This is a genomic window from Actinoplanes sp. L3-i22 (genome assembly GCF_019704555.1).
Classification (GTDB): Bacteria; Actinomycetota; Actinomycetes; order Mycobacteriales; family Micromonosporaceae; genus Actinoplanes.
Genome location: NZ_AP024745.1, coordinates 3006298 through 3028725, shown reverse-complemented (window position 1 = coordinate 3028725; position 22428 = coordinate 3006298). Strand labels below are relative to the sequence as shown.

The following is a 22428-nucleotide window of genomic DNA, read 5'->3' as shown; positions in this document are numbered from 1 at the left end:
GTGAATTCAGGTGGGGCAGCGGATCAGCCGTGAAAGCTCATCACGTGTTTGATCCGGGTGTACTCCTCGAAGCCGTACATGGAAAGGTCCTTGCCGTATCCCGAATGCCCGTAGCCGCCGTGCGGCATCTCGGACACGAACGGCAGGTGCGTGTTGATCCAGACCGCGCCGAAGTTCAGGCGGCGGGAGACCCGCATCGCCGTGCCGTGGTTCTGCGTCCAGACGCTGGCGCTCAGGCCGTACCGCACGTCGTTGGCGAAGCGGACCGCCTCGGCCTCGTCGGCGAACGGCTGCACCGTGATGACCGGGCCGAAGACCTCGTCCTGGATCATCTCGTCGCGCTGCCGCAGGCCGGCCACCACGGTCGGCTCGAAGAAGAAGCCGCGGTCACCGACCCGGTTGCCGCCGGCCACCACCTCGGCGTGCGCCGGCGCCCGGTCCAGGAAGCCGGCCACCCGCTCGAGCTGGTTGACGTTGTTGACCGGCCCGAAGTAGGCCTCCGGGTCGGACGGCGCGCCCACCCGCAGGTTCTTGGCCGCGGCGGCCAGGGCGGCGGTGAAGTCGGCGGCGATCCGCTCGTGCACCAGCACCCGGGTGGCGGCGGTGCAGTCCTGACCGGCGTTGAAGAAGCCGGCGCCGGCGATCTTCTCGGCCGTCGCCGCGATGTCGACGTCGTCGAAGACCACCACCGGGGCCTTGCCGCCCAGCTCGAGGTGCACCTTCTTCAGATCGGGGGCGGCCGCCGCGGCGACCTCCATCCCGGCCCGGGTCGAGCCGGTGATCGACACCAGCTGCGGGGTGGGGTGCACGACCAGCGAGCGGCCGGTGTCCCGGTCACCGCAGACCACGTTGAGCACGCCGGCCGGGAGGAACTCGGCGGCGATCTCGGCGAGCAGCAGCGTGCTGACCGGCGTGGTGTCGGACGGCTTCAGGACGACCGAGTTGCCGGCCGCGATCGCCGGGGCGAGCTTCCAGATCGCCATCACCAGCGGGTAGTTCCACGGCGTGATCTGGGCGCACACGCCGATCGGCTCACGCCGTACGTAAGAGGTGTGGTCCTTCAGGTATTCGCCCGCGGCCTTGCCCTCGAGCATCCGGGCCGCCCCGGCGAAGAACCTCAGCTCGTCGAGCACCGGGCCGATCTCTTCGACGCGGGTCGCCTCGACCGGCTTGCCGGTGTTGCGGCACTCGGCCTCGATCAGCTCCTCGGCCCGCGCCTCGACCGCGTCGGCGATGCGCAGCAGCGCCCGCTGACGCTCGGCCGGGGTGGTGTCCGCCCACACCTCGAAGCCCGCCTCGGCGGCCGTGATCGCCGCGGCGACGTCCCGCTCGGAAGAGATCGGCGCGTAGGCGTAGGTCTCCCCGGTGCTGGGGTCGACGACCGGCGACGTCCGGCCCTCCTCGGTGTCCGTGAAGGACCCGTCGACGAAGTTGCGAAGCACGGGAAAATCGGTGCTCACGGGGGAAAACCTTCCGGTCGGTGTGGGCGTGCTCACCCGAAGTGGGGGAACCTTGTCACACCCGAGACAGGTGTGACAAGGGAATCCGAAGTAATTTCCAAGCCTGAAACGGAATCCAAAGATTCAGTGGCCTACAGACAACGCAATCCGGTGTCAGGAGGCATAAAAACCGTCGGCGACGGTCAACGCGTCGTCCAGGATCGCGAGACCCTCCCGGACGTCTTCCACGCTCGTCGTGCAGGGCGGGACCACGTGCACCCGGTTGAAGTGGGTGAACGGCCAGAGCCCCCGCTCCTTGCAGGCCGCGGCCACGTCGTTCATCGGCCCGGCCGCCGCGCCGCTCGCGTTGAACGGCACCAGCGGCGTCTTCTCGTCGTCGCGGATCAGCTCGATCGCCCAGAAGACGCCCAGCCCGCGCACGTCACCGATGCTGGGGTGCTTCGCCTTGAGCGCGGCCAGGCCGGGACCGATCACGTCGTCGCCCAGCATGCGGGCGTGCTCGATGATCCCCTCCTCCTTGAAGATCTGCATCGAGGCGACCGCGGAGGCGGCGGCGAGCGGGTGACCGGAGTAGGTGAGGCCACCCGGGAACGGCCGCTCCCGGAACGTCTCGGCGATCTCGTCGGAGATCACCACCCCGCCCAGCGGCAGGTAACCCGAGTTCACCCCCTTGGCGAAGGTGATCAGGTCGGGCGTGACGCCCCACTTGTCGACCGCGAACCACTCGCCGCAGCGGCCGAAGCCGGCCATCACCTCGTCGGCGATGAACACGATGCCGAACTCGTCGCAGAGCGCCCGGACGCCGGCCAGGTAGCCGGGCGGCGGGACCAGGATGCCGTTGGTCCCGACCACGGTCTCGATCAGGACCGCGGCGATCGTGCCGGGGCCCTCGAAGACGATCGTGTCGCGCAGGTGCTGCAGCGCGCGCTCGGACTCCTCGGCCTCGGAGGTCGCGTAGAACGGCGACCGGTACGGATAGGGACCCCAGAAGTGCACGACACCGACCGCGGTCGGCTCGTTCGGCCAGCGGCGCGGGTCGCCGGTCGCGGTGATCGCGGTGGCGGTCGAGCCGTGGTAGCTGCGGTAGGTGGAGAGCACCTTGTGCCGGCCGGTGTGCAGCCGGGCCATCCGGATCGCGTTCTCGTTCGCCTCGGCGCCGCCGTTGGTGAAGAACACCTTGTTCAGCGGGCCGGGGGCGACCTCGGCGATCATCCGGGCCGCCTCGCCGCGCTTGTCGTTGGCGAAGGCCGGCTGGATGGTGCAGAGCTTGGCGGCCTGCTCCTGGATCGCCGCGACCAGGCGCGGGTGCTGATGGCCGATGTTGATGTTCACCAGCTGGGACGAGAAGTCCAGGTACTTCTTGCCGGTGTAGTCCCAGAAGTGGCTGCCCAGCGCCTTCTCGATCGGCAGCGGGTTGATCAGGCCCTGGGCGGACCAGGAGTGGAAGACGTGGGCGCGGTCGTCCGCGCGCACCTGCTGTTCGTCGCTCACGAGGCCAATCCTTATCGGGTCTGCGGGAAGCCGAGGTCGATCGCCGAGGTTCCCGGGTCCGGCCAGCGGGACGTGACGACCTTGCCGCGGGTGAAGAACTGGATGCCGTCCGGCCCGTACATGTGCGAGTCGCCGAAGAGCGACGCCTTCCAGCCGCCGAACGAGTAGTAGGCGACCGGGACCGGGATCGGCACGTTCACGCCGACCATGCCGGCGTTGACGTCGAACTGGAACTGCCGGGCCGCGCCGCCGTCCCGGGTGAAGATGGCGGTGCCGTTGCCGTACTCGTTGTCGTTCACGAGCTGGACGGCCTCGGCGTAGGTGGCGACCCGGACGACCGACAGCACCGGACCGAAGATCTCGTCGGTGTAGACCGTCATCTGCGGGGTGACGTTGTCGAGCAGCGTGGTGCCCAGGAAGAAGCCCTTGTCCGGCAGGTTCTCCGAGGTGCGGCCGTCGGCGACCACGGTCGCGCCCTCGGACGCCCCGGCCGCGATGTAGCCGGCGACCTTGTCCCGGTGCTGGGCGCTGATCAGCGGGCCCATGTCGACGCCGGCGGTCGCGCCGTCGCCGATCTTGATCTTCGGCAGTCGGGCGGCGATCGCCTCGACCAGCGGGTCGGCGATGTCACCGACGGCCACCACCACCGAGATCGCCATGCAGCGCTCGCCGGCCGCGCCGTACCCGGCGCTGATCGCCGCGTCGGCGGCCGCGTCCAGCTCGGCGTCCGGCAGGACGATCATGTGGTTCTTCGCGCCGCCGAGCGCCTGGACCCGCTTGCCGTGCGCGGTGCCGGTCTCGTAGATGTACTTCGCGATCGGGGTGGAGCCGACGAAGCTGACCGCGGCGATGTCCGGGTGGGTCAGCAGCGCGTCGACCGCCTCCTTGTCCCCGTTCACCACCGAGAACACGCCCTCCGGCAGGCCGGCCTCGGCCCACAGGCGGGCCAGCCACAGCGACGCCGACGGGTCCTTCTCACTCGGCTTGAGCACGAACGAGTTGCCCGCGGCGATCGCGGTGGCGCACATCCAGAGCGGCACCATCGCCGGGAAGTTGAACGGGGTGATGCCGGCGACCACACCGAGCGGCTGGCGGATCGAATACACGTCCACGCCGGTGGCGGCCTGCTCGGAGAACGAGCCCTTCATCAGGTGCGGGATGCCGGTGGCGAACTCCACGTTCTCCAGACCGCGGGCGATCTCACCGGCGGCGTCGGCGAGCACCTTGCCGTGCTCGGCCGTGATGATCGCGGCGAGCTCGCCGGTGCGCCCGGCCAGCAGCTCGCGGAACTTGAAGAGCACGGCGGAACGCTTCGACAGCGACGCCGAGCGCCAGGCCTTGGCGGCCTCCTTGGCGATCGCGACGGCCTCGGCGACCTCAGCGGCCGAGGCCAGGTCGACCTCGGCGGTCTGCTCGCCGGTGGCGGGGTTGAAGACCGGGCCGAACCGGCCGGACGTGCCGGGCCGCTCCGCGCCGCCGATCCAGTGCGCAATGTGAGTCATACCGCCGAGATTATGTGACGACCCTAGACCGAACAATGCTTGAAATGTACTGTCACAAAAATGTTCGAAGCCCTGCAGGAACGGATGAGCGATCCCAGCGCCCGCGGGCTGGCCGAGGCGCTCAGCCGGGCGGTCGGCGACGGCGCGATCGAGGGCGGCGCCAAACTCCCCCCGGTCCGCCGGATCGCCGCCGAGCTGCGCCTGTCCCCGAGCACCGTCAACGCAGCGTGGCAGCTCCTGCGCCGGGCCGGCACCATCCGGACGGACGGACGCCGCGGCACGGTCGTCGCCACCCCCGGCGCCGGCGGGCCCGGGCGCTACCGGGCCGCCCTGCGCCGGACCAGCGGATTCGGCCTCGACCTGTCGACCGGGGTGCCCGATCCGCTGCTGCTGCCGCCGATCCCCGCGCTGCACGGCCTCTCCCCCACGCCGACCAGCTACCTGGACGAGCCGGTGCTGCCCTCGCTGGCCGGGCTGCTGCGCGAGCGGTGGCCGTACCCCGCCGAGCGGCTGGCCGTCTTCGACGGGGCGATGGACGCGATCGACCAGGTGGCGTCGGCGCTGCTGCGGCTCGGCGACCTCGCGGTGGTCGAGAACCCGTGCTTCCCGCCGCTGCTGGACCTGCTCGAGGCGCTCGGCGTGCCGGTCGTCGGCGTCCGGACCGACGCCGAGGGCATGCTCCCCGACCAGCTCGCGGCCGCGCTGCGCCGCCGGCCCACCGTGGTCTTCCTCCAGCCGCGCGCGCTCAACCCGACAGGTGCGTCGTGGTCACCCACCCGGGCCGCGGCACTCGCCGCCGTGCTCCAGGACTTCCCTGAGGTGTACGTCGTGGAGGACGACTCCGCCGGCGACCTCGCGGCCGGGCCGGCCTGTTCGCTCGGCGCGTACCTGCCCCGGCAGACCATCCACGTGCGCAGCTTCTCCAAGTCGCACGGGCCGGACCTGCGCCTCGCCGCGGTGACCGGGCCGGCCACCGTCCTCGACCCGGTCCTGGAACGGCGCCTGCTCGGCCAGGGCTGGACCAGCCGGCTGCTGCAACGGTTGCTGTTCTCACTGCTCACCGACCCGCCGTCGGTGGCCGCGGTGGCCGCGGCGCGGGAGGAGTACGCGCGCCGCCGCCGGCTGATCACCGACGGGCTGCGGTCGGCCGGCGTCGACCTGCCGGACGGTGAGGGGATCAACATCTGGCTGCCGGTGCACGACGAGCAGGCCGCGCTGCTGAGCCTGGCCAGCGCGGGGATCGGGGCGGCGGCGGGGACGGCGTTCACGGTCGGCCCGGGCACGCCGCACCTGCGGATCACGGTCGGCCTGGTCACGGCGGATCACGCCGAGGTCGCCGCCCACCTGGCCCGCGCCGCCCGGACCCAGACCCCCTCGATCCCCCGCTGAGGCATCCTGACGGGTGACATCTTGCCCTGCGACAACTAGGCGTGCGAGAATTTCTCCATGAGCGCGTGCGAAACTCTTCTCATGAGCCAGGTCTCACTCGACGATCACGAAGGCCCCTGGAGCGAAGACGACTACTTCGCGCTCGGCGAAACCCACCAGCGCATCGAGTTGATCGACGGGAGCCTTTGGGCGAGTCCGGCACCAAACCGACCGCACCAGGACCTTTCCAGCTACATCTGGTCAGCGTTAAATCCTGCCGCTCGCGCTGTCGGACTTCGAGCGCGTCAAGCAATCAATCTTCGGCTGATCACCGGCCGGGTCGTCATCCCTGATGTGGTTGTGGACGCAGGGCCTCGTCTCGGCGTCGCCGGCGAGGCCGCCGATACGGTCCTCGTCTGTGAGATCACTTCCCCCAGCAACGCAGCCACCGATCGCCTTCAGAAAAGGTCGTTCTACGCGGAGGCGGGAATTCCGTGGTACCTGCTCGTCGAGCCGAACTTCGCTGACTACGAGTCGGTGACGCTTCGTCTCCTGCGGCTCGACGGCAAGGCATATGTCGAGCATGCCGTCGCGAAGACCGGCGAGACGCTCACCTCTGACCTGCCGTTCCCGATCTCGATCGACACCGAAGAACTGCTCGACTTCTGATCAGGGGTTGGGGATGAAGCTGTCGAAGACGACCTGGAGGGTGTCTTTGCGGTACTTCGACCAGTCCGCGTCCGGGGTCTGGAACCAGAAGCCGTAGGCCTGGTGGTCCGACGTGACCACGCCGCGGTTGTTGACGTGCTGGGTGCCGCCCTTGCTGAAGGTGAACTCCCAGTCCGCGGCCTTCACGAAGTAGTCGACGGACGCGAGCTTTACCTCGTGATACTTCGGGAAGTCGCCGCCCTTGACCCGGGTGTCGCGCTGCGACCGCCAATCCGCGACCGGATTTGATCGGGGCTTGCCGGTCTGGTCGATGCCCAGGACGTGACCCTTGCCGTCCCGCCAGTAGCGGATCGTCCCCTCTTTCGACGTCGTCCAGCCGGTCGGCACGTACACCGAGAACCCGGTCTTGTCCTTGTAGTCGACGAATCCGGCGGGCAGCGCGATCCGGCCGCCCGAGGCGCTCGCGCTCGGCGACGACGAGGGCTTCGCACTGGTCGCGGCGCTGGTCGGGGCCGTGCTGGGTGGCGTGGTCACGGTCGCGGCCGGCTGCGACGTCCCGGTGTCCGCACTCGCGGTCGGCTTCGACGACGAGCGCGTGGCCACCCAGACCGCCAGCCCGGCGATCAACACCACGCCGGCGGCAAGCAGGGCGATCGGCTTGCGGCTGCGGCGTTTTTCCCTGGGTACGACCGGAGCCGACGCCCGGATGTCATCATCGACCGGAGTTCGCTGCCGCGGCACCGCCGGCTGGTTCTCCAGCGTGGCCACCGCCTCGCGCAGCAGGCGCTCGGCGTCCTCGGCGATCATCCGCTCCGCCGGATCCTTGCGGAGCAGGCCGTCGAGCAGCGCGGTCAGCGCGCCCGCGTGCCGCGGCGGATCCGGTTCCTCGGTGGCGAGCGCGGCCAGCGTCGCCATCGTCGACGACCGCTGGAACGGCGAATGGCCCTCGACCGCCGCGTACAGCGTCGCGCCCAGCCCCCACATGTCGGCCGCCGGGCCGCTGGTGCCGAACCGGGCCCGCTCCGGCGCCATGTACAGCGGCGAGCCGACCAGCACGTCCGACCGGCTGGTCAGGCTGTCGTCGTCGAGCGCGGCGATGCCGAAATCGGTGAGCAGCACCCGGCCGTCGTCGGCGAGCAGCACGTTCGCCGGCTTCACGTCCCGGTGCTGGACGCCGGCGCGGTGCGCGGCCTGCAGGGCGGCGAGCAGATCCAGACCGATCCGGGCCACCCGGTACGCGTCGAGCGGGCCGTCCTCGGTGATCACCTGACGCAGGGAGCGGGACGGCACGTACTCCATGACGATCCAGGTGTGGTCGTCGAGCGAGAGGACGTCGTACACCTGAACGACGTTGGGGTGACTCAGGCGGGCCGCGGCCCGCGCCTCCCGCATCGACCGCCGCACGGCCGCGTCGCCCTGGGCCAGCTCCTCCGGCAGATCGATCTGCTTGACCGCGACCTCGCGCTCCAGCGTCTCGTCGTCGGCCAGCCACACCCGGCCCATCCCGCCGCGGCCGAGCTCGTCGCCGAGCCGGTAACGGCCGGCCAGCAGGGTGGGTGCGTCAGGCATGTCGCTCGATATACCCGCTTCGACGGCGCCCGCAACATCGTCCACCGGGGGATCCGCCGGGGCGTTCATCGTGTCCGAGCCTGCCGTCCTGCGCCGGAGGGGAATCGGCGCCGGACCATCCTCGCATGCCCTGCGTAACGTTCCCCGCATGGACCACGAGATCGCGATCGCGGCGGCGCTGTCGGCCGCCGAGGTCATCCGGGAGCGGTACGGACACACCCTCGACCGGGTGGACAAGGGTGGCGGCGACTTCGCCACCGCGGCGGACCTCGCCGCTGAGCAGGCCATTCGTGACGTGTTGCGGGCCGCTGTCCCGGACGATGCGGTCACCGGCGAGGAGCAGGGCGCGTCCGGGCCGGCCGGGGCGCGGCGCCGCTGGCTGGTGGATCCGCTGTGCGGGACGCTCAACTACGCCGTGCGGACGCCACTGGTCGCGGTGAATGTCGCTTTGCGTGACGGGGCACGGGTGCGCGTGGCGGCCTCGGCGGACCCGTTCAGCGGGGAGACATATTGGACGGACGGGGAGGTCGCACGGGTTCGCCGGGCGGACGGGACCGATGCGCCGCTGGTGCCGTCGGGCGGTTCCGGGCTGGTCGACGTGAACCTTGACCCGCCGTTCCCGGTGGAGCCGGCGCTGGTGATCGCGGCGCCCGGCTTCCGGGATCGGTTCCGGCCGCGGGTGATGTCGACGACCCTGGCGCTGCTGTGGGTTGCGGACGGGCGGCGGGCGGCCTATCTGACATTTGGGGATGTGCGCGGGAGTGTGCACTTCGCGGCGGGGATCGCGGTGTGCGCGGCGGCCGGGTGCGTGGTTTCGGGGACGGACGGGGCGCCGTGGGAGAGCGGGTCCGGGCTGCTCGTGGGGGCGGATGCGGAGACGCATGCCGCGCTGCTGGACCTGATCAGGTCGGGTGCCCGTCCCGAGCACCCGACCTCGTCGTGACGGCCTGACGCGGTCAGCGCGACCGGCGGATCAGGGCGAATCCGGCGGCGGCCGTGGCCAAGGCGGCGCCGAGCAGCGCGTACTCCCTGGGGTGCGCCGCGACCCGCCGCCGCGCCGAGCCGATCACCGCGGTGGCCCGCTCGGCGGCGTCGGCCGCCTGGCAGGCCATCCGCGCGCTGGTCTGCGCGGTGGCCTCGGCGATGTGGCCGGAATGTCCCGCCACGTCCTTCAGGTGCGCGGCCTGGCCGATTGCCGCGCCCTTCAGGTGCGCGGTCGTGTCCTTCACATGCGCCGCTTTGTCCGCAGCCGCATCCTTGACATCCGCGGTCTTGCCCGCAGCCGCGTCCTTCAGGTCCGCCGCTTTGTCCGTGACCGCATCCGTCAGGTCCGCCGCCTTGTTCACGGCCGCGTCCTTCAGGTCCGCCGCCTTGTCCGCGACCGCTTCCTTGACGTCGGTCACGGCTTCCTTGACCTGCGCGGTCTTCACCGTATCGGACATTTCAGGCTTCGACTGTACGGCCATGGATACGCTCGCCTCCGACTTCGCTGGAATGCCCGTCCCCTGCTCCGACGCGTTCTCGGCCGGCCCGGCTCCTGGCGATCCCGCGCTGGCGACCGGCACCGCCGTTCCGGTCCCGGTCGCGGCCGTTCCGGTCGCGGCAGTTCCGGTCACGGGAGTTCCGGTCACGGGAGTTCCGGTCGCGGCTGTTCCGGTCGCGGCCGGCTTGGGCGGGGCCGGTTTGGGAGCCGCGCTTCTCTCCTGACCGCCGCCGCCCACTGTCGCGCCGGCCGGGCCGGACTTCGCCGCTGACGCGGGTGGCGCCGGCTTGGCGGCGGCGGGTTTCGGCGGGGCGGGTTTCGGGGCCTGCGCATCCGAGCCGGCAGCCTTCGGCGGAGCGGGCTTCGGTACACCGGCCCCGGGTTTCGGCGTGGTGCCCGAACCCGAGGCGGCGCCCGATCCTGGGACTGCACCTGGGATCGGGGTGACGCCTGGTCCTGGGGCCGGAGCGGCACCCGCACCCGGGGTGGGGGCGGCGCCTGGGCCCGGAGTTGGGGCGGCGCCTGGGCCCGGGGTGGGGGCAGCGCCTGGGCCCGGAGTCGGGGCGGCGCCTGGGCCTGACGAGTTCTTCGGGGCAGTGCCGGCCGAGGGCTTCGCGCCCCGGCCGCTGCCCGGGGAGGTGTTGCCCCGCGCATTACTACCCGGCCCCTTGCCGGCCGGTCCCCCGCCCGAGCCGCTGGGTCCGGACGACGGCGCGTTGGTGCGGATGTCCCCGCTCGGGTTGCCCCCGGTCGCGGGATCGGGCTCGTCGCTCACGAGTTCCTCCCGGAACGGGCCGCGGCCAGGAACGTGTCCACGTCCTTGCGGCCGCTGGCCACGGCTTCCTCGGGGGCCGGCGGCACGGCCTGCTTGACCTGGTTCTTGCCGATCACCGCGGCGGCCCCGGCGGCGGCGAAGAGCACCACCGTGACCGTCAGCGCCGCCGCCCACACCGGGATGACCAGCGCCAGCGCGGCGCCGGCGGTGACGAGGAGCGCGCCCAGGCCGTACGTCGCCATGACCCCGGAGGCGCCCAGCAACCCGGCGCCCTTCCCGGCTTTTCTGCCCTTCTCCATCATCTCCATGCGGGCGAGCGTCAGCTCGTCCCGCACCAGCGTCGTGACCTGCTCACTGAGCCGGTAGACCAGTTCCGCGGTAGACGCCTGCTCGCTTCGCGCGTCGATGTGCGCCATCGTCCCCTCCGTCCTGCACCACTTGCCGAGGGTTGACGTACCCGTCCCAACCCTCCCTAACCACCCTCAATCCCACCCTGCCCGCAGCGCGCCGCCCCGTCTCTCGTTCTCGCCAAGCCCACCGAAACGTTCTCGCCGAGCCCACCGCGCCCCACCCCGATCCCGCCGGCACCCGCAGGTTGACATAACGAGCCCAGGCCACCACCCACCGGACAGTCCCGGACCGGCGGCCGGCCAAGCCGATGAGAGCCGGGTCGACGGCTGGCACGGAGGGACGCCGGACGGCGGCGGCGAAAGGGCGGCCGGGAGAGCCGGAGCGACGAGGCCCGCCGGCACGTTCGGCGGGTGGCAGCGGCCGGGACGGAGCCGGAAAGGAGGCGAAAGTCGGGTCGCGGATGAAACGTGTCAGAGGAAGAAGGACACCGTTGAGACACGAGTATTGACCGTCCGAAAACGCGACCGTAACGTGGGTCACACCTTAGATAGAACGTTTCAAGTCGCTGGAGGCATAGATGCGTTCCCGGCTGGCCCTTGCTATCGCGATCACCACCACCGCCGCCCTGGCGGTCTCCGGTTGCACGAAGAAGAACGACAACGACACCGCGAGCGGCACCAGCAGCGGCGGCACGAAGACGTACAAAGTCGCCTTTGTCCCGAAGCTTCAAGGTGTCCCCTATTTCGAGGCGATGAACGCGGGCGGTAAGGCCGCCGCGGCCGCGCTCGGCAACGTCGAGTGGCTCTACCAGGGTCCGACGCAGGCCGACGCCGCGGCGCAGGCGGACATCGTCCGGTCCTACATCCAGCAGAAGGTCGACACGCTGATCGTCGCCCCGAACGATCCGGATTCGATGGCCCCGCTGTTGCAGCAGGCCAAGGACGCCGGGATCCACGTGGCGACGGCCGACACCGACGCGCCGAACAGCGTCCGCGAGGTCTTCGTCAACCAGGCCACCGCCGAGGGCATCGGCCAGGGGCTGACCGACTCGCTGCTCAAGGCGATGGGCGGCAAGGGGAAGTACGCGATCGTCTCCTGCGGCCAGACCGCCGAGAACCTGAACTCGTGGATCAAGGTGCAGCAGGAGTACACCAAGACCAAGTACCCGGACGCCAGCATCGTGGACGTCGTCTACGCCGGTGAGGACCAGGCGAAGGCCACCCAGATGGCGACCGACCTGATGAACGCCCACCCGGACCTGACCGGTCTGGTCGGCGAGTGCACCTCGTCCGCGCCCGGTGTCGCGCAGGCCGTGAAGGACGCCGGCAAGATCGGCAAGGTCTTCACCGTCGGGCTGGGCACGCCGCAGGCGATGAAGCCGTACCTGACCGACAAGTCGTCGACCGCCGCGATCCTCTGGGACGTGCAGAACCTGGGCTACCTGACCGCGTGGGCCGGTGCGCAGATCGCCGAGGGCAAGCCGCTGCAGGCGAGCAACAACGTCAGCGACAAGCTGCCGGCCGTCGCGTACGACGCGTCGAGCAAGATGCTGCTGCTCGGCCCGGCGCTGGCGATCACCGACCAGAACGTCGACCAGTTCAACTACTGATGGCCGAGAACCCCCGGCTCCGGCTGACCGGGATCGCGAAGCGGTTCGGCGCGGTGCGCGCGATTCACCAGGCGGACCTGACCATCAGCGGTGGGAAGGTGCACGCGCTGGTCGGCGAGAACGGCGCCGGCAAGTCGACGATGATCAAGATCGTGTCGGGGGCGGAGACCGCCGACACGGGGACGATCGAGTTCGACGGCGAGCCGGTGCGGATCGCGAACACCACGGACGCGATCGCGCTCGGGATCGCCACGGTCTACCAGGAGCCGCAGCTCTTCGCCGAGCTCACGGTCGCGGAGAACATCTTCCTCGGCCGGGAGCTGCGGCAGCCTCTTCTGAAAAGGGTCAACTGGGCGGCGCAGAACGAGCGGGTGGTCGAGCTGCTGGAGCGGCTCGGCCTCCCGGCCCGCTACGCCACCGCGACGGTCGGCACGCTCTCGGTCGCCGAGCAGCAGCAGGTCTCGATCGCCAAGGCGCTGGCCACCGAGGCCCGGGTGCTGATCCTGGACGAGCCGTCGGCGATCCTCACCGACGCCGAGATCGAGGTGCTCTTCGGCGTGGTCCGGCGCCTGACCGCCGAGGGCGTCGCGGTCATCTACATCTCGCATCGACTCGACGAGCTGTTCCGGATCGCCGACGAGGTCACGGTGATGCGGGACGGAAGGACCATCGGGACGTACGGAATCAATGATCTGACCGTGCGCGGGATCGCCGAGCTGATGGTCGGCGGCATCCTCTCGGACGAGCGCCCGCACCGCACGGTCCCGGACGGCCCGCCGGTCCTGGAGCTCCGCGGTCTCGGCCGGGCCGGCCGGTTCCACGACGTCGACGTCGCGGTCCGGAAGGGCGAGATCGTCGCCCTCTACGGCCTGGTCGGCTCGGGCGTCTCGGAGATCGCGGCCTGTGTCTACGGCATCGACCGGGCCACCACCGGGGACCTGCGGCTGCACGGGAAGGCGGCCGATCCGCGCTCGCCCCGCGAGGCCCAGCGGCTCGGCATCGCGCTGCTCCCGGCGAACCGCAAGGTCGAGGGCATGTTCGCGGTCCAGTCGATCGCGTTCAACATCTCCGCCGCGCACCTGAGGCTGCTGTCCCGGTTCGGCGTGTTCCTGGACCGTGGCCGGGAGCGGACCGTCGCCACCGAGCTGATCCGGCGGCTGTCGGTGAAGACGCCCAGTGAGCGTCAGCCGATCAGCGCGATGTCCGGCGGCAACGCGCAGAAGGTGGTGCTCGCCCGGCAGCTGGTCGAGCGGCCCGAGGTGCTGATCCTGGCCGAGCCGACCCAGGGCGTGGACGTCGGCGCCAAGGAGGAGATCCACCGGATCATCACCGAGCTGGCCGAGAGCGGGACCGCGGTGCTGGTGGTCACCTCGGACCTGCCGGAGGCGCTGCGGATCGCGGACCGGATCCAGGTGGTCCGGGGCGGGACGACGACCGCGTCGTTCGGCCCGGACGCCAGTCAGGTGGACCTGCTGGCGGCGGCCGCGGGCGGGGACGAGTGAACGGCCGGGCCCGGGTGCTGCCCTCCCCCGTGACCAGCCAGGAGGTGGTGCTGGTCGGGGTGATCGCGGTGCTCTGGGTGGCGCTCGCGATCGGCACGCCGGCGTTCCTGACCGCCGGGTCGATCCAGCCGCTGCTGGTCGCGACCGCGCCGATCGCGCTGGTCGGGGTCGGCATGACCGTCGTGATCATCACGGGCGGCATCGACGTGTCGGTCGGCGGCGCGATCATGGTGTGTTCGGTGCTGACCGCGAAGGCCCTGGTCGGCGCGGAGGTGGGGCTGGGCGTGGCGGTGCTGCTGGCGGTGGCCGTGGGCGGCCTGCTCGGGCTGGTCAACGGGGTGCTGATCGCCTACGGCCGGGTGCACGCCATCATCATCACGTTCGGGACCGCGAACCTGTTCATGTTCGCCGGCCTGCGGATCTTCGGGTCCGGGACGGTCAACGGGATCCCGGGCACGCTGGCGTTCTTCGGGCGCGGGCCGGGCGGGCGCACGCTCGGCGTCCCGCACGCGTTCCTGATCACGCTGCTGATCACCGCGCTGGCCTGGTGGTACCTGCGGCACACGGCGGGCGGGCGGCATTTCTTCGCGATCGGCGGGGACGCGGTGGCGGCCCGGCTGGCGGGCGTCCGGGTGCAGCGGCGCGTGCTCATCGCGTACGTAATGACGGGTTTGCTGGTCGGTCTTGCTTCTTGTTTCGTGATCGCGCAGGGCACCTCGACGCTGGATCAGTCGGTCGGGTCCGGCAAGGAGCTGGCCGTGATCGCGGCGGTAGTGATCGGCGGGACGTCGATCATGGGCGGGCGCGGCTCGGTGCTCGGGACGCTGCTCGGCGCGCTGCTGGTGCAGTCGGTCGCGTCCGGCGTGACGCAGTTGGGCTGGCGGTCGCAGCTCTCCGACCTGTTCGTCGGGATCTTCATCATCGTGGCGGTCGGCGCCGACCTGCTGCGCGCCCGGGCGAGGAGGAACCGATGAGCCGGCTGGTCCGGATCCTGCTCACCCAGCGGATCGCGCTGCTCGCGGTGCTGATCGTCGCCGTCGTGGTCACGTTCTTCATCCAGGACGCGGGCGGTTATCTGACCGCCTCCTACGACTTCGACTACATGTCGGCGGCGCTGATCAACGCCGTGCCGCTGGCCATGCTCGGGCTGGCCGAGTTGCTGGTGATCCTTTCCGGTCGGGGCGGCATCGATCTCTCCGTCGGCGCGATCGTGTCCCTGGCCGGGATGATCTTCGGCTTCGCGTACGGCGAGTGGGGCTGGCCCCTGTGGGCGGCGATCATCCTGACCGCGGTGTTCGGTGCGCTGCTCGGCGCGGTGAACGGGTTCCTCGTCTCCTACGTCGGGTTTCCCGCGCTGATCGCGACACTTGCCACGTTCTACGCGTACAAGTCGATCGCCATCGTGATCAACAATCAGTCGCCGATCAGCACCAAGCCGGTCCAGGAGCTGTACTCGATCACCAAGTCCGTCGAGCTGCCGCTGTTCGGGCAGTACGTCCCCGACGTGCCGCGCGGGATCTTCACGTTCCTGCTGCCCACGGTGGTCGCGGTGTGGCTGCTGCTGAACCGCACGACCTACGGGCGGCGGCTCTACGCGATCGGCACCAACGACGTGGCCGGGCGCTGGGCCGGGCTGCCGGTGCGGGACACCCGGATGAAGGCGTACGTCTACGCGGGTTTGATCTCGGGTCTTGTCGCCGTCGTCACGGTGGGTCAGTTCGCGTCGGCCCGGCCGGACGCCGGCGTCTCCGGGAACGGGATGGCGTTGCCGGCGATCACCATCGCGGTGCTCGGCGGCGTCGCGATCACCGGCGGCATCGGGCGGGTCGCCGGCGTCGTGCTGGCCACCTTGCTGATCGTCTGGCTCAACGCCGGCATCCTGCTCGCCTTCGTCGGCAACGAGGGCTCGCAATACCAACTGCTCGCACTGGGCGCGGTCCTGATCTTCGCGGCGCTGCTCAACGGGCTCACCAACCGACGCTACGGAGGAACATCATGAACCTGGACGGGCTGGACGACTTCACCGTCGAGGTCCCGAGCTGGGCGTACGGGAACTCGGGCACCAGGTTCAAGGTGTTCACCCAGCCCGGGGTGCCGCGCGATCCGTACGAGAAGATCGCCGACGCCGCGCAGGTCCACCGGCTGACCGGGCTCGCCCCGCGGATCTCGCTGCACATCCCGTGGGACGTCGTCGACGACTGGTCCGGCCTGCGCGACCACGCCGAGAAGCTGGGCGTACGGCTCGGCGCGATCAACTCGAACCTGTTCCAGGACGACGACTACAAGCTCGGGTCGCTCTGCCACCCGGACCCGGCCGTCCGGGACAAGGCGGTCCGGCACCACCTGCGCTGCATCGAGATCATGCACGAGACCGGCTCGACCGACCTGAAGATCTGGCTGCCGGACGGGCTGAACTATCCCGGACAGGACTCGCTGCGCGGGCGGCAGGACCGGCTCGCCGAGTCGCTCCGGCGGGTCTACGACGGGCTCGGCGACGGGCACCGGATCCTGCTCGAGTACAAGTTCTTCGAGCCGTACTTCTACAGCATGGACATCCCGGACTGGGGCACGTCGCTGCTGCACTGCCTGGCGCTGGGCGAGAAGGCCACGGTCGTGCTGGACACCGGGCACCACGCGCCCGGCACCAACATCGAGTTCATCGTGATGCAGCTGCTGCGGCAGGGGCGGCTCGGGGCGTTCGACTTCAACTCGCGCTTCTACGCCGACGACGACCTGATCGTCGGGGCGGCCGACCCGTTCCAGCTGTTCCGGATCATGTCGGAGATCGTGGCGGTCGGCGCGCACCGGCCGGCGTCGAAGGTGAACTTCATGCTCGACCAGTGCCACAACATCGAGGAGAAGATCCCCGGGCAGATCCGGTCGGTCCTCAACGTCGAGCAGGCGCTCGCGAAGGCGCTGCTGATCGACCAGGCGGCGCTGGCGGTGGCGCAGCGGGACGGGGACGTGCTCGGGGCGAACGACATCCTGACGGCGGCCTTCGAGACCGATGTGCGGGGCGCGCTCGCGGACCGGCGCGAGGCGCGGGGGCTGCCGAGGGACCCGGTCAAGACCTTCAAGGCTTCGGGGTACGCGTCGACGGTCTCGGCCGAACGCATCGGCGGCCACCAGGCCGGATGGGGTGCCTGAGAACACCCGAGGTGGGTGATTGCCCACTTCCCGCGACCTGTCACCGGCCTGACATCGCGGGTGCGAGGGGCGGCGGGACGATGCGCGGACACGCAACCTCAGGTAGGGGGACCGCGATGGAACACTTCGCAGCTGTTTTCGTCGAGCAGGGCGGGCCGTCGTTCCAGGCCCGTCACAACCTCACCGCGAGCCAGTACCAGCAGTTCTTCGACGACGTCGTGCCGCTCGGCCTGCGTCCCCGGGTGCTGAGCGGGTACGCGGTCGGCGGTCAGGAACGCTTCGCCGCCGTCTTCGAGCAAAGCCAGGGCCCAGGGTTTCAGGCGCGCCACAATCTCACCTCGGCCCAGTACCAGCAGTTCTTCGACACCGTCGTGCCACAGGGCTTCCGGCCCACCATCGTCAGCGGCTACACCTCCGGCGGCCAGGAGCGCTTCGCCGCCGTCTTCGAACAGCGCCAGGGGCCCACCTTCCAGGCCCGGCACAATCTCACCTCAGCCCAGTACCAGCAGTTCTTCGACACCGTCGTGCCGCAGGGCTTCCGGCCCACGATCCTCAGCGGCTACTCGGTCGGCGGCCAGGAACGCTTCGCCGCCGTCTTCGAGCAACGCCAGGGCCCCGCGTTCCAGGCTCACCACAACCTGACCTCCGACCAGTACCAGCAGTTCTTCGACACTGTCGTGCCGCAGGGCTTCCGGCCCACGATTCTCAGCGGCTACACCTCCGGCGGCCAGATCCGGTTCGCCGCCGTCTTCGAGCAGGTCTCCGGCGGGCCGCTGGAGGCCCGCCACAACCTGACCGGCTCGCAGTACCAGCAGGTCTTCGACGACCTGGTGCCCAAGGGCTTCCGCCCGGTCGTCGTCAGCGGGTACGGCGACTGACGACGCGCCCACCCGCGCGGTCCCGGCCGCACGGGTCCGGGTCTTGCCGGAAGCCGGAGCGTGCCGGGCGCGACCGGCGCAGGATGGTCGCATGGACCTGGTGGACGACGACGAGCGACTGGCCGGCGTCCGGGCGCGGATCGAGTCGATCATCGATCCGGATCCGGCGCCGGCCGAGTTGGCGCTGGTCGGACGGCTGTTGCGGTCGTTCGTGGCGAAGACGCCGGAAGCCGTCGAGCGGCTGCTCGACGGCTTCCCGGACAAGGACCCGGCGCTCGCCCGCGACCAGGCGCACGGGCTGAAGGGGTCGGCCGCCAACATCGGCGCGACCGGGCTCGCGGCCCTGTGCGCGACGCTGGAGGACGAGGCCCGCGCCGGGCGGATCCCCGATGTCGCTGATCAGATCCGGACCGAGGCCGCGGCGGCGCTGGAGGCGGTGGCGGCGGTGGCCGAGGAATACGCTCAGCGGAGCCCGGCGTAGGCGGTCGGCTTGTAGCTGGCCTTGTACGGGACCGCGGCCAGGACCTCCTCGACCAGTTCCACCGCGCGGGCGAAGTTGGTCAGCCGGTCCAGCATCAGCTCGGTGATCACCGTCTCCTTGCCGATCAGGACCAGCCCGTTGGTCGCGACCACGTCCTCGATCAGGCGCATCCCGACCTCGAGCTCGGTCACCCGGACGCTCTTGACGGTGTCCTTGAGCGAGCGCACGCCCTTGAGCCGGCGCAGCGCCGCGATCACGTGCGGGTAGTGGTCCTCGCGCTCCTCGATCGCGGTGATCGCGTTGACCGCGTTCACGCCGCGACCCTCCAGCGCCTCGTAGGCACTGGCCGTGCGCAGCACCGCGATCGCGTCCTCGACCAGCGCGGACCGGCCCTCGGCCGGGCCGGGCCGGCCGGTCAGGCCGGTGACGATGGCGAGCACGTCCTCCATCATCGGGATGTCGCCGAGCAGCCGGACCGCGATCCGCGGCATGGCGTCGACGGTGTCCTGCTCGTCGGCGCTCAGCGGCATGCCGCGCTCGAGCTTCTGCCAGGTGGTCGGCGCCACGGTGACCGCGCCGAGCTGGGAGGCCATCGCGGCGACCTCGATCTCCCACAGGCCGTCGAGCTGCAGGACGTGGCAGAGCTCGCCGACCAGCGTGCTGATCCGGCCGGCCCGCTGGTAGGCCGGCGGGTTGGACAGCTCGAGCACCCCGAAGAGCGCCTTCACGCTGGTCCGCAGCGTGCGGTCGAGCAGTTCCCGGTCGGCCATCGCCTCGTCGTGCTTGGCCACCGAGTCCTTGATCGCGTTGCGCAGCGCCTCGGTGTCGGCCGGTTTGGGCAGGTAGCGGTAGACCCCGCCGGAGTTGATCGCGGCGACCGCGGTGGCCATGTCGCCGTAGCCGGTGTGCAGGACCCGGGTGATGTCCGGGTACTCCATCTGGACCCGGCGCAGCAGCTCGATGCCGTTCATCCCGGGCATCCGCATGTCGCTGATCACCGCGGCGGCGGTGCCCTCGCCGGCCAGCAACTGGAGGGCCTTCTCCCCGTCGATCGCGGTGAGCACCCGGTACTCCCGGCCGAGCTGGATCGACAGCGTCTCGAGCACGGTCTCCTCGTCGTCGACGACGATCACGACAGGCTTCTTGTCGTCGGCGTTGGCCGACTTGTACAGCTCGGTCCGCATGGGTCCCCCTTCGCTTGTGCCGGCACATATCGACTCTGGGTAACCAGCAATGAGCGTTCGGTAACTGGGTAATTAGCTCGCCGGGAGTCCTCATCCCGGCCGCCCGCCGGTCGAACTTCTACTCACGTGCCCACCCGCTTGGAAGAAGGGATGCAGATGAGCGCAGTCGGTGACGAGTCCCGCCTCACCGCGGTACAGAGCTACCACCTGCTCGACGCGCCCCGTCCGGTCGTCCTGGACGAGCTGACCCGCCTCGCCAGTTCGGTCTTCGAGACGCCGATGTCCACCGTGACGCTGGTCGCCGGCGATCGCCAGTGGTTCGCCGGCAGCACCGGCATGCCGTCCTACGGCGGCCCGCTGGACACGTCGTTCTGCGGCGTGGTCGTCGACCGCCGGGTGCCGCTCATCGTCCAGGACGCGCTCACCCATCCGGTCTACCGGAGCTGGGCGAACGTGGTCGGCGCGCCGCACATCCGGTTCTACGCCGGGGTGCCGCTGGTCGACGAGGACGGCTACCTGCTCGGGACCATGTGCGTGCTCGACGATCAGCCGCGGGAGACCGGCGGGCGGCGGATGGAGCTGCTGCACACGATGGCCGGGCAGGCCGCCGGGCACCTCTCGGCGATCCGGAACCGGCTGCTGCTGGCCGAGGTCGGCGACGAGCTGTCCCGGGCGATCAGCCGCGAGGAGGACTTCGTCGCGACCGTGTCGCACGAGCTGCGCACCCCGGTCACCACCATCCAGGGCTACCTGGAGCTGCTGGTGGACAACGAGGAGCTGACGCCGTACCGGAAGATGATCGAGCCGATCCAGCGCAACGGCGAACGCCTGGTCCGGATGGTCGACCACCTGCTCGCCGGGACCCGGCCGGCCGGCACTCCCCTGCCGCTGCTGCGCGCCCAGACCGACCTGGTGTCGGTGGCCGAGGCGGCGATGGCCGCGTGCCGGGCGCAGGCCGTGCAGCGCGAGGTGTCGCTGCGGCTGGAGATCGCCGGCGGCGAGGGACCGCTCCCGGTGCCGGGCGACTTCACCCGGCTCAGCCAGGCCGCCGAGCACCTGGTCCGCAACGCGGTGCTGTTCAGCCCGGGCGGATCCGCGGTCCGGGTCCGGGTCGACCCCGGCGGCCTGGACGTGGTCGACCACGGCGCCGGCATCCCGGCCGACGAGCTGCCGCACGTGATCGAGCGGTTCTACCGGGGCGCGTTCGCGCGGGAGCAGGCGGTGCCCGGCGTCGGCCTGGGGCTGAGCATCGCCCAGCGGATCATGAAAGCGCACGACGGTGAGCTGACCGTTATGTCCGACGGATCCGGAAAGGGCACCACCGCGCGGATGACCGTGATCTGCTGACCCCATGGCTTTACTGCGGCGTCTGCGACTCGGTGGCCGCCTCTCGGTGGCGTTCGCCGTCGTGCTCGCCATGCTCGGGGTCGCGGTGGCGATCGGCGTGGTCGGGCTGAACCGGCAGTCCAGTGCGGCGGCCGAGGTGCAGTCCCTGCAGCGCCTGTTGCACCAGGTGGACGAGCAGAAGTACTACGACGGGGACATCTCCGGCTGGCAGATCGCGTACGCCTGGGACACCTACCGCCTGGACCCGGTGACCGCGGTCAACCCGAAGAGCGACAACCGGGCCGGCTTCCTCACCGACAAGGAGAAGCTGCTCGCGCTGCTGACGGCGACCGACACCGGGTCGATGACCACCGACGAGCGCACGCTCTTCGGCACCCTGGTGACCACCTGGGACAAGTACTTCGAGGCCGACCTGCAGATCGCCGCCGCCTACGCGAAGAAGGACATCCCGGGCGGCAACAAGATCCTGCTGGGTCCGGGCTACGAGCTGTACTTCGTGATCGTCGAGGGCACCGACAAGCTGGTCGCCTCGGTCACCGCGCGCGCCGAGCAGGCCGGCCGCACCGCGCAGCAGCAGGCGGCCACCGCCCGCAACTGGCTGATCATCGCGTTCGGCCTGGCCGTGGTCGCCGCGATCCTGCTCACCATCGTGGTCACCCGCAGCGTGACCGGGCCGGTCGGGCGGCTGATCCGGACCCTGCAGTCGATGGCCGGCGGCGACCTCACGGTCAGCGCCGACACCAGCGGCGGCGACGAGATCGCGGTGATGGGCCGGGCGGTCGACGAGGCGATCACCGGGATCCGCGGCACCGTCGTCGAGATCGCCGAGGGCGGCGTCCGGCTGCAGGAGGCGTCCGAGACGATGCGCCGGGTCAGCCACGAGATCGACGACGCCGTCGCCGACGCCGACCAGCAGGCCGGGCTGGCCGCGCAGAGCGCCTCCGGGGTCTCCGGCAGCGTGCACGTGGTCGCCGCCGGCACCGAGGAGATGGGCTCGGCGATCAGCGAGATCTCCAAGAACGCCGGGGACGCCGCCCAGGTCGCCACGGACGCGGTCGCCGCGGCCCGGGCCACCAGCGCCACCATCAACCGGCTCGGCGACTCGTCCGCGCAGATCGGCGACGTGATCGCCATGATCACCACGATCGCCGCGCAGACCAACCTGCTCGCCCTGAACGCGACCATCGAGGCGGCCCGGGCCGGCGAGTCCGGCAAGGGCTTCGCGGTCGTGGCCAGCGAGGTCAAGGATCTCGCGCAGGAGACCGCGCGGGCCACCGAGCAGATCTCCCAGCAGATCGCCGCGATCCAGAGCGACACCGGCCAGGCGGTCACCGCGATCGACGAGATCAGCCGGATCATCGAGCAGATCAGCGACTACCAGACCACGATCGCGTCGGCGGTCGAGGAGCAGAGCGCGACGACCGCCGAGATGAACCGCGGGGTGACCGAGGCCGCGGCCGGCGCCTCCGACATCGCCGGGAACATCGCCAGCGTCGCGCACAGCACGGCGGCCAGCCGGGCCGCGGCGAGCCAGGCCGCCCGGACCGCCCAGGACGTGGAGACCCTCGCCGAACAGATGCGGTCCGCGGTCCAGCGCTTCCGCATTTGAAAA

At 70.7% G+C, this 22428-nt stretch carries 19 protein-coding genes; 12 read left to right on the top strand and 7 right to left on the bottom strand.

Going from position 1 to position 22428, the window contains the following annotated elements; translation table 11 throughout:
- Nucleotides 1-23: 23 nt before the first annotated feature.
- From L3i22_RS13420 to L3i22_RS13410, 3 genes are all read right to left on the bottom strand, one after another.
- The gene (locus L3i22_RS13420) at nucleotides 24-1460 is read right to left on the bottom strand and encodes an aminobutyraldehyde dehydrogenase (RefSeq protein ID WP_255658192.1); all 1437 of its coding nucleotides are present in this window, start codon (nucleotides 1458-1460) and stop codon (nucleotides 24-26) included.
- A 153-nt stretch (nucleotides 1461-1613) separates the two neighbouring features.
- Nucleotides 1614-2951: an aspartate aminotransferase family protein gene (locus tag L3i22_RS13415; protein ID WP_221327287.1), complete on the bottom strand. Its 1338-nt coding sequence runs from the start codon at nucleotides 2949-2951 to the stop codon at nucleotides 1614-1616.
- A gap of 11 nt (nucleotides 2952-2962) precedes the next feature.
- Nucleotides 2963-4453 carry a CoA-acylating methylmalonate-semialdehyde dehydrogenase gene (locus L3i22_RS13410; RefSeq protein ID WP_221327286.1) on the bottom strand — a complete coding sequence of 497 codons (1491 nt, stop codon included), beginning with the start codon at nucleotides 4451-4453 and terminating at the stop codon, nucleotides 2963-2965.
- 60 nt (nucleotides 4454-4513) lie between these two features.
- On the opposite strand from L3i22_RS13410, the gene L3i22_RS13405 reads away from it, so the two are divergent.
- Complete coding sequence (locus tag L3i22_RS13405) at nucleotides 4514-5842, top strand: aminotransferase class I/II-fold pyridoxal phosphate-dependent enzyme (protein WP_221327285.1); 1329 nt, start codon at nucleotides 4514-4516, stop codon at nucleotides 5840-5842.
- Nucleotides 5843-5923: 81 nt separating this feature from the next.
- Complete coding sequence (locus L3i22_RS13400; RefSeq protein ID WP_255658191.1) at nucleotides 5924-6490, top strand: Uma2 family endonuclease; 567 nt, start codon at nucleotides 5924-5926, stop codon at nucleotides 6488-6490.
- Here L3i22_RS13400 and L3i22_RS13395 read toward each other — a convergent pair whose 3' ends face one another.
- A complete protein-coding gene (locus L3i22_RS13395) occupies nucleotides 6491-8059 on the bottom strand; it encodes a serine/threonine-protein kinase (protein WP_221327283.1) in 1569 nt (522 codons plus the stop codon). It abuts the gene before it with no gap.
- 148 nt (nucleotides 8060-8207) lie between these two features.
- On the opposite strand from L3i22_RS13395, the gene L3i22_RS13390 reads away from it, so the two are divergent.
- Nucleotides 8208-9002, top strand: coding sequence for an inositol monophosphatase family protein (locus L3i22_RS13390; protein WP_221327282.1), 795 nt, complete (start codon nucleotides 8208-8210; stop codon nucleotides 9000-9002).
- Between the two features lie 13 nt (nucleotides 9003-9015).
- On the opposite strand, the gene L3i22_RS13385 is transcribed toward L3i22_RS13390, so the two are convergent.
- A complete protein-coding gene (locus L3i22_RS13385) occupies nucleotides 9016-9675 on the bottom strand; it encodes a hypothetical protein (RefSeq protein ID WP_221327281.1) in 660 nt (219 codons plus the stop codon).
- Between the two features lie 638 nt (nucleotides 9676-10313).
- Entirely contained in the window at nucleotides 10314-10733 is a 420-nt protein-coding gene (locus L3i22_RS13380) for a phage holin family protein (protein WP_221327280.1), read from the bottom strand.
- A gap of 512 nt (nucleotides 10734-11245) precedes the next feature.
- On the opposite strand from L3i22_RS13380, the gene L3i22_RS13375 reads away from it, so the two are divergent.
- The 7 genes from L3i22_RS13375 to L3i22_RS13345 all read left to right on the top strand — a co-directional run bounded on the left by L3i22_RS13375 (nucleotide 11246) and on the right by L3i22_RS13345 (nucleotide 18285).
- A complete protein-coding gene (locus tag L3i22_RS13375; RefSeq protein ID WP_221327279.1) occupies nucleotides 11246-12277 on the top strand; it encodes an autoinducer 2 ABC transporter substrate-binding protein in 1032 nt (343 codons plus the stop codon).
- Entirely contained in the window at nucleotides 12277-13779 is a 1503-nt protein-coding gene (locus L3i22_RS13370) for a sugar ABC transporter ATP-binding protein (protein ID WP_221327278.1), read from the top strand. The genes L3i22_RS13375 and L3i22_RS13370 overlap by 1 nt, the downstream gene beginning before the upstream one ends.
- 29 nt (nucleotides 13780-13808) lie before the next feature.
- Nucleotides 13809-14753, top strand: a complete 945-nt coding sequence (locus L3i22_RS13365) for an ABC transporter permease (RefSeq protein WP_255658190.1) — start codon at nucleotides 13809-13811, stop codon at nucleotides 14751-14753.
- Complete coding sequence (locus L3i22_RS13360; protein ID WP_221327277.1) at nucleotides 14750-15778, top strand: ABC transporter permease; 1029 nt, start codon at nucleotides 14750-14752, stop codon at nucleotides 15776-15778. Before L3i22_RS13365 ends, L3i22_RS13360 begins: the two co-directional genes overlap by 4 nt.
- A complete protein-coding gene (gene rhaI / locus L3i22_RS13355) occupies nucleotides 15775-16926 on the top strand; it encodes an L-rhamnose isomerase (RefSeq protein WP_221327276.1) in 1152 nt (383 codons plus the stop codon). The genes L3i22_RS13360 and rhaI overlap by 4 nt, the downstream gene beginning before the upstream one ends.
- 116 nt (nucleotides 16927-17042) lie before the next feature.
- Nucleotides 17043-17804 carry a hypothetical protein gene (locus L3i22_RS13350; RefSeq protein ID WP_221327275.1) on the top strand — a complete coding sequence of 254 codons (762 nt, stop codon included), beginning with the start codon at nucleotides 17043-17045 and terminating at the stop codon, nucleotides 17802-17804.
- Between the two features lie 91 nt (nucleotides 17805-17895).
- Nucleotides 17896-18285 (top strand): Hpt domain-containing protein, encoded by a 390-nt coding sequence (locus L3i22_RS13345; protein WP_221327274.1) that lies wholly within the window; start codon nucleotides 17896-17898, stop codon nucleotides 18283-18285.
- Here the strand turns inward: L3i22_RS13345 and L3i22_RS13340 are convergent.
- Entirely contained in the window at nucleotides 18267-19469 is a 1203-nt protein-coding gene (locus tag L3i22_RS13340; RefSeq protein WP_221327273.1) for a response regulator, read from the bottom strand. The two genes, L3i22_RS13345 and L3i22_RS13340, sit on opposite strands and share 19 nt — an antisense overlap.
- A 156-nt stretch (nucleotides 19470-19625) precedes the next feature.
- Between L3i22_RS13340 and L3i22_RS13335 the strand changes: the two genes are divergently transcribed.
- On the top strand, nucleotides 19626-20816 hold the full coding sequence (locus L3i22_RS13335; RefSeq protein WP_221327272.1) for an ATP-binding protein: 1191 nt from the start codon (nucleotides 19626-19628) through the stop codon (nucleotides 20814-20816).
- 4 nt (nucleotides 20817-20820) lie between these two features.
- On the top strand, nucleotides 20821-22425 hold the full coding sequence (locus tag L3i22_RS13330) for a methyl-accepting chemotaxis protein (RefSeq protein WP_221327271.1): 1605 nt from the start codon (nucleotides 20821-20823) through the stop codon (nucleotides 22423-22425).
- The last annotated feature ends 3 nt before the right edge of the window (nucleotides 22426-22428 follow it).

Coding starts and splice junctions, on each gene's coding strand:
- L3i22_RS13395 (WP_221327283.1), bottom strand. CDS start 8,059: ATGCCTGACGCACCCACCCTGCTGGCCGGCCGTTACCGGCTCGGCGAC.
- L3i22_RS13375 (WP_221327279.1), top strand. CDS start 11,246: ATGCGTTCCCGGCTGGCCCTTGCTATCGCGATCACCACCACCGCCGCC.
- L3i22_RS13370 (WP_221327278.1), top strand. CDS start 12,277: ATGGCCGAGAACCCCCGGCTCCGGCTGACCGGGATCGCGAAGCGGTTC.
- L3i22_RS13390 (WP_221327282.1), top strand. CDS start 8,208: ATGGACCACGAGATCGCGATCGCGGCGGCGCTGTCGGCCGCCGAGGTC.
- L3i22_RS13350 (WP_221327275.1), top strand. CDS start 17,043: ATGGAACACTTCGCAGCTGTTTTCGTCGAGCAGGGCGGGCCGTCGTTC.
- L3i22_RS13405 (WP_221327285.1), top strand. CDS start 4,514: ATGTTCGAAGCCCTGCAGGAACGGATGAGCGATCCCAGCGCCCGCGGG.
- L3i22_RS13330 (WP_221327271.1), top strand. CDS start 20,821: ATGGCTTTACTGCGGCGTCTGCGACTCGGTGGCCGCCTCTCGGTGGCG.
- L3i22_RS13360 (WP_221327277.1), top strand. CDS start 14,750: ATGAGCCGGCTGGTCCGGATCCTGCTCACCCAGCGGATCGCGCTGCTC.
- rhaI (WP_221327276.1), top strand. CDS start 15,775: ATGAACCTGGACGGGCTGGACGACTTCACCGTCGAGGTCCCGAGCTGG.
- L3i22_RS13345 (WP_221327274.1), top strand. CDS start 17,896: ATGGACCTGGTGGACGACGACGAGCGACTGGCCGGCGTCCGGGCGCGG.
- L3i22_RS13380 (WP_221327280.1), bottom strand. CDS start 10,733: ATGGCGCACATCGACGCGCGAAGCGAGCAGGCGTCTACCGCGGAACTG.
- L3i22_RS13410 (WP_221327286.1), bottom strand. CDS start 4,453: ATGACTCACATTGCGCACTGGATCGGCGGCGCGGAGCGGCCCGGCACG.
- L3i22_RS13335 (WP_221327272.1), top strand. CDS start 19,626: ATGAGCGCAGTCGGTGACGAGTCCCGCCTCACCGCGGTACAGAGCTAC.
- L3i22_RS13340 (WP_221327273.1), bottom strand. CDS start 19,469: ATGCGGACCGAGCTGTACAAGTCGGCCAACGCCGACGACAAGAAGCCT.
- L3i22_RS13400 (WP_255658191.1), top strand. CDS start 5,924: ATGAGCCAGGTCTCACTCGACGATCACGAAGGCCCCTGGAGCGAAGAC.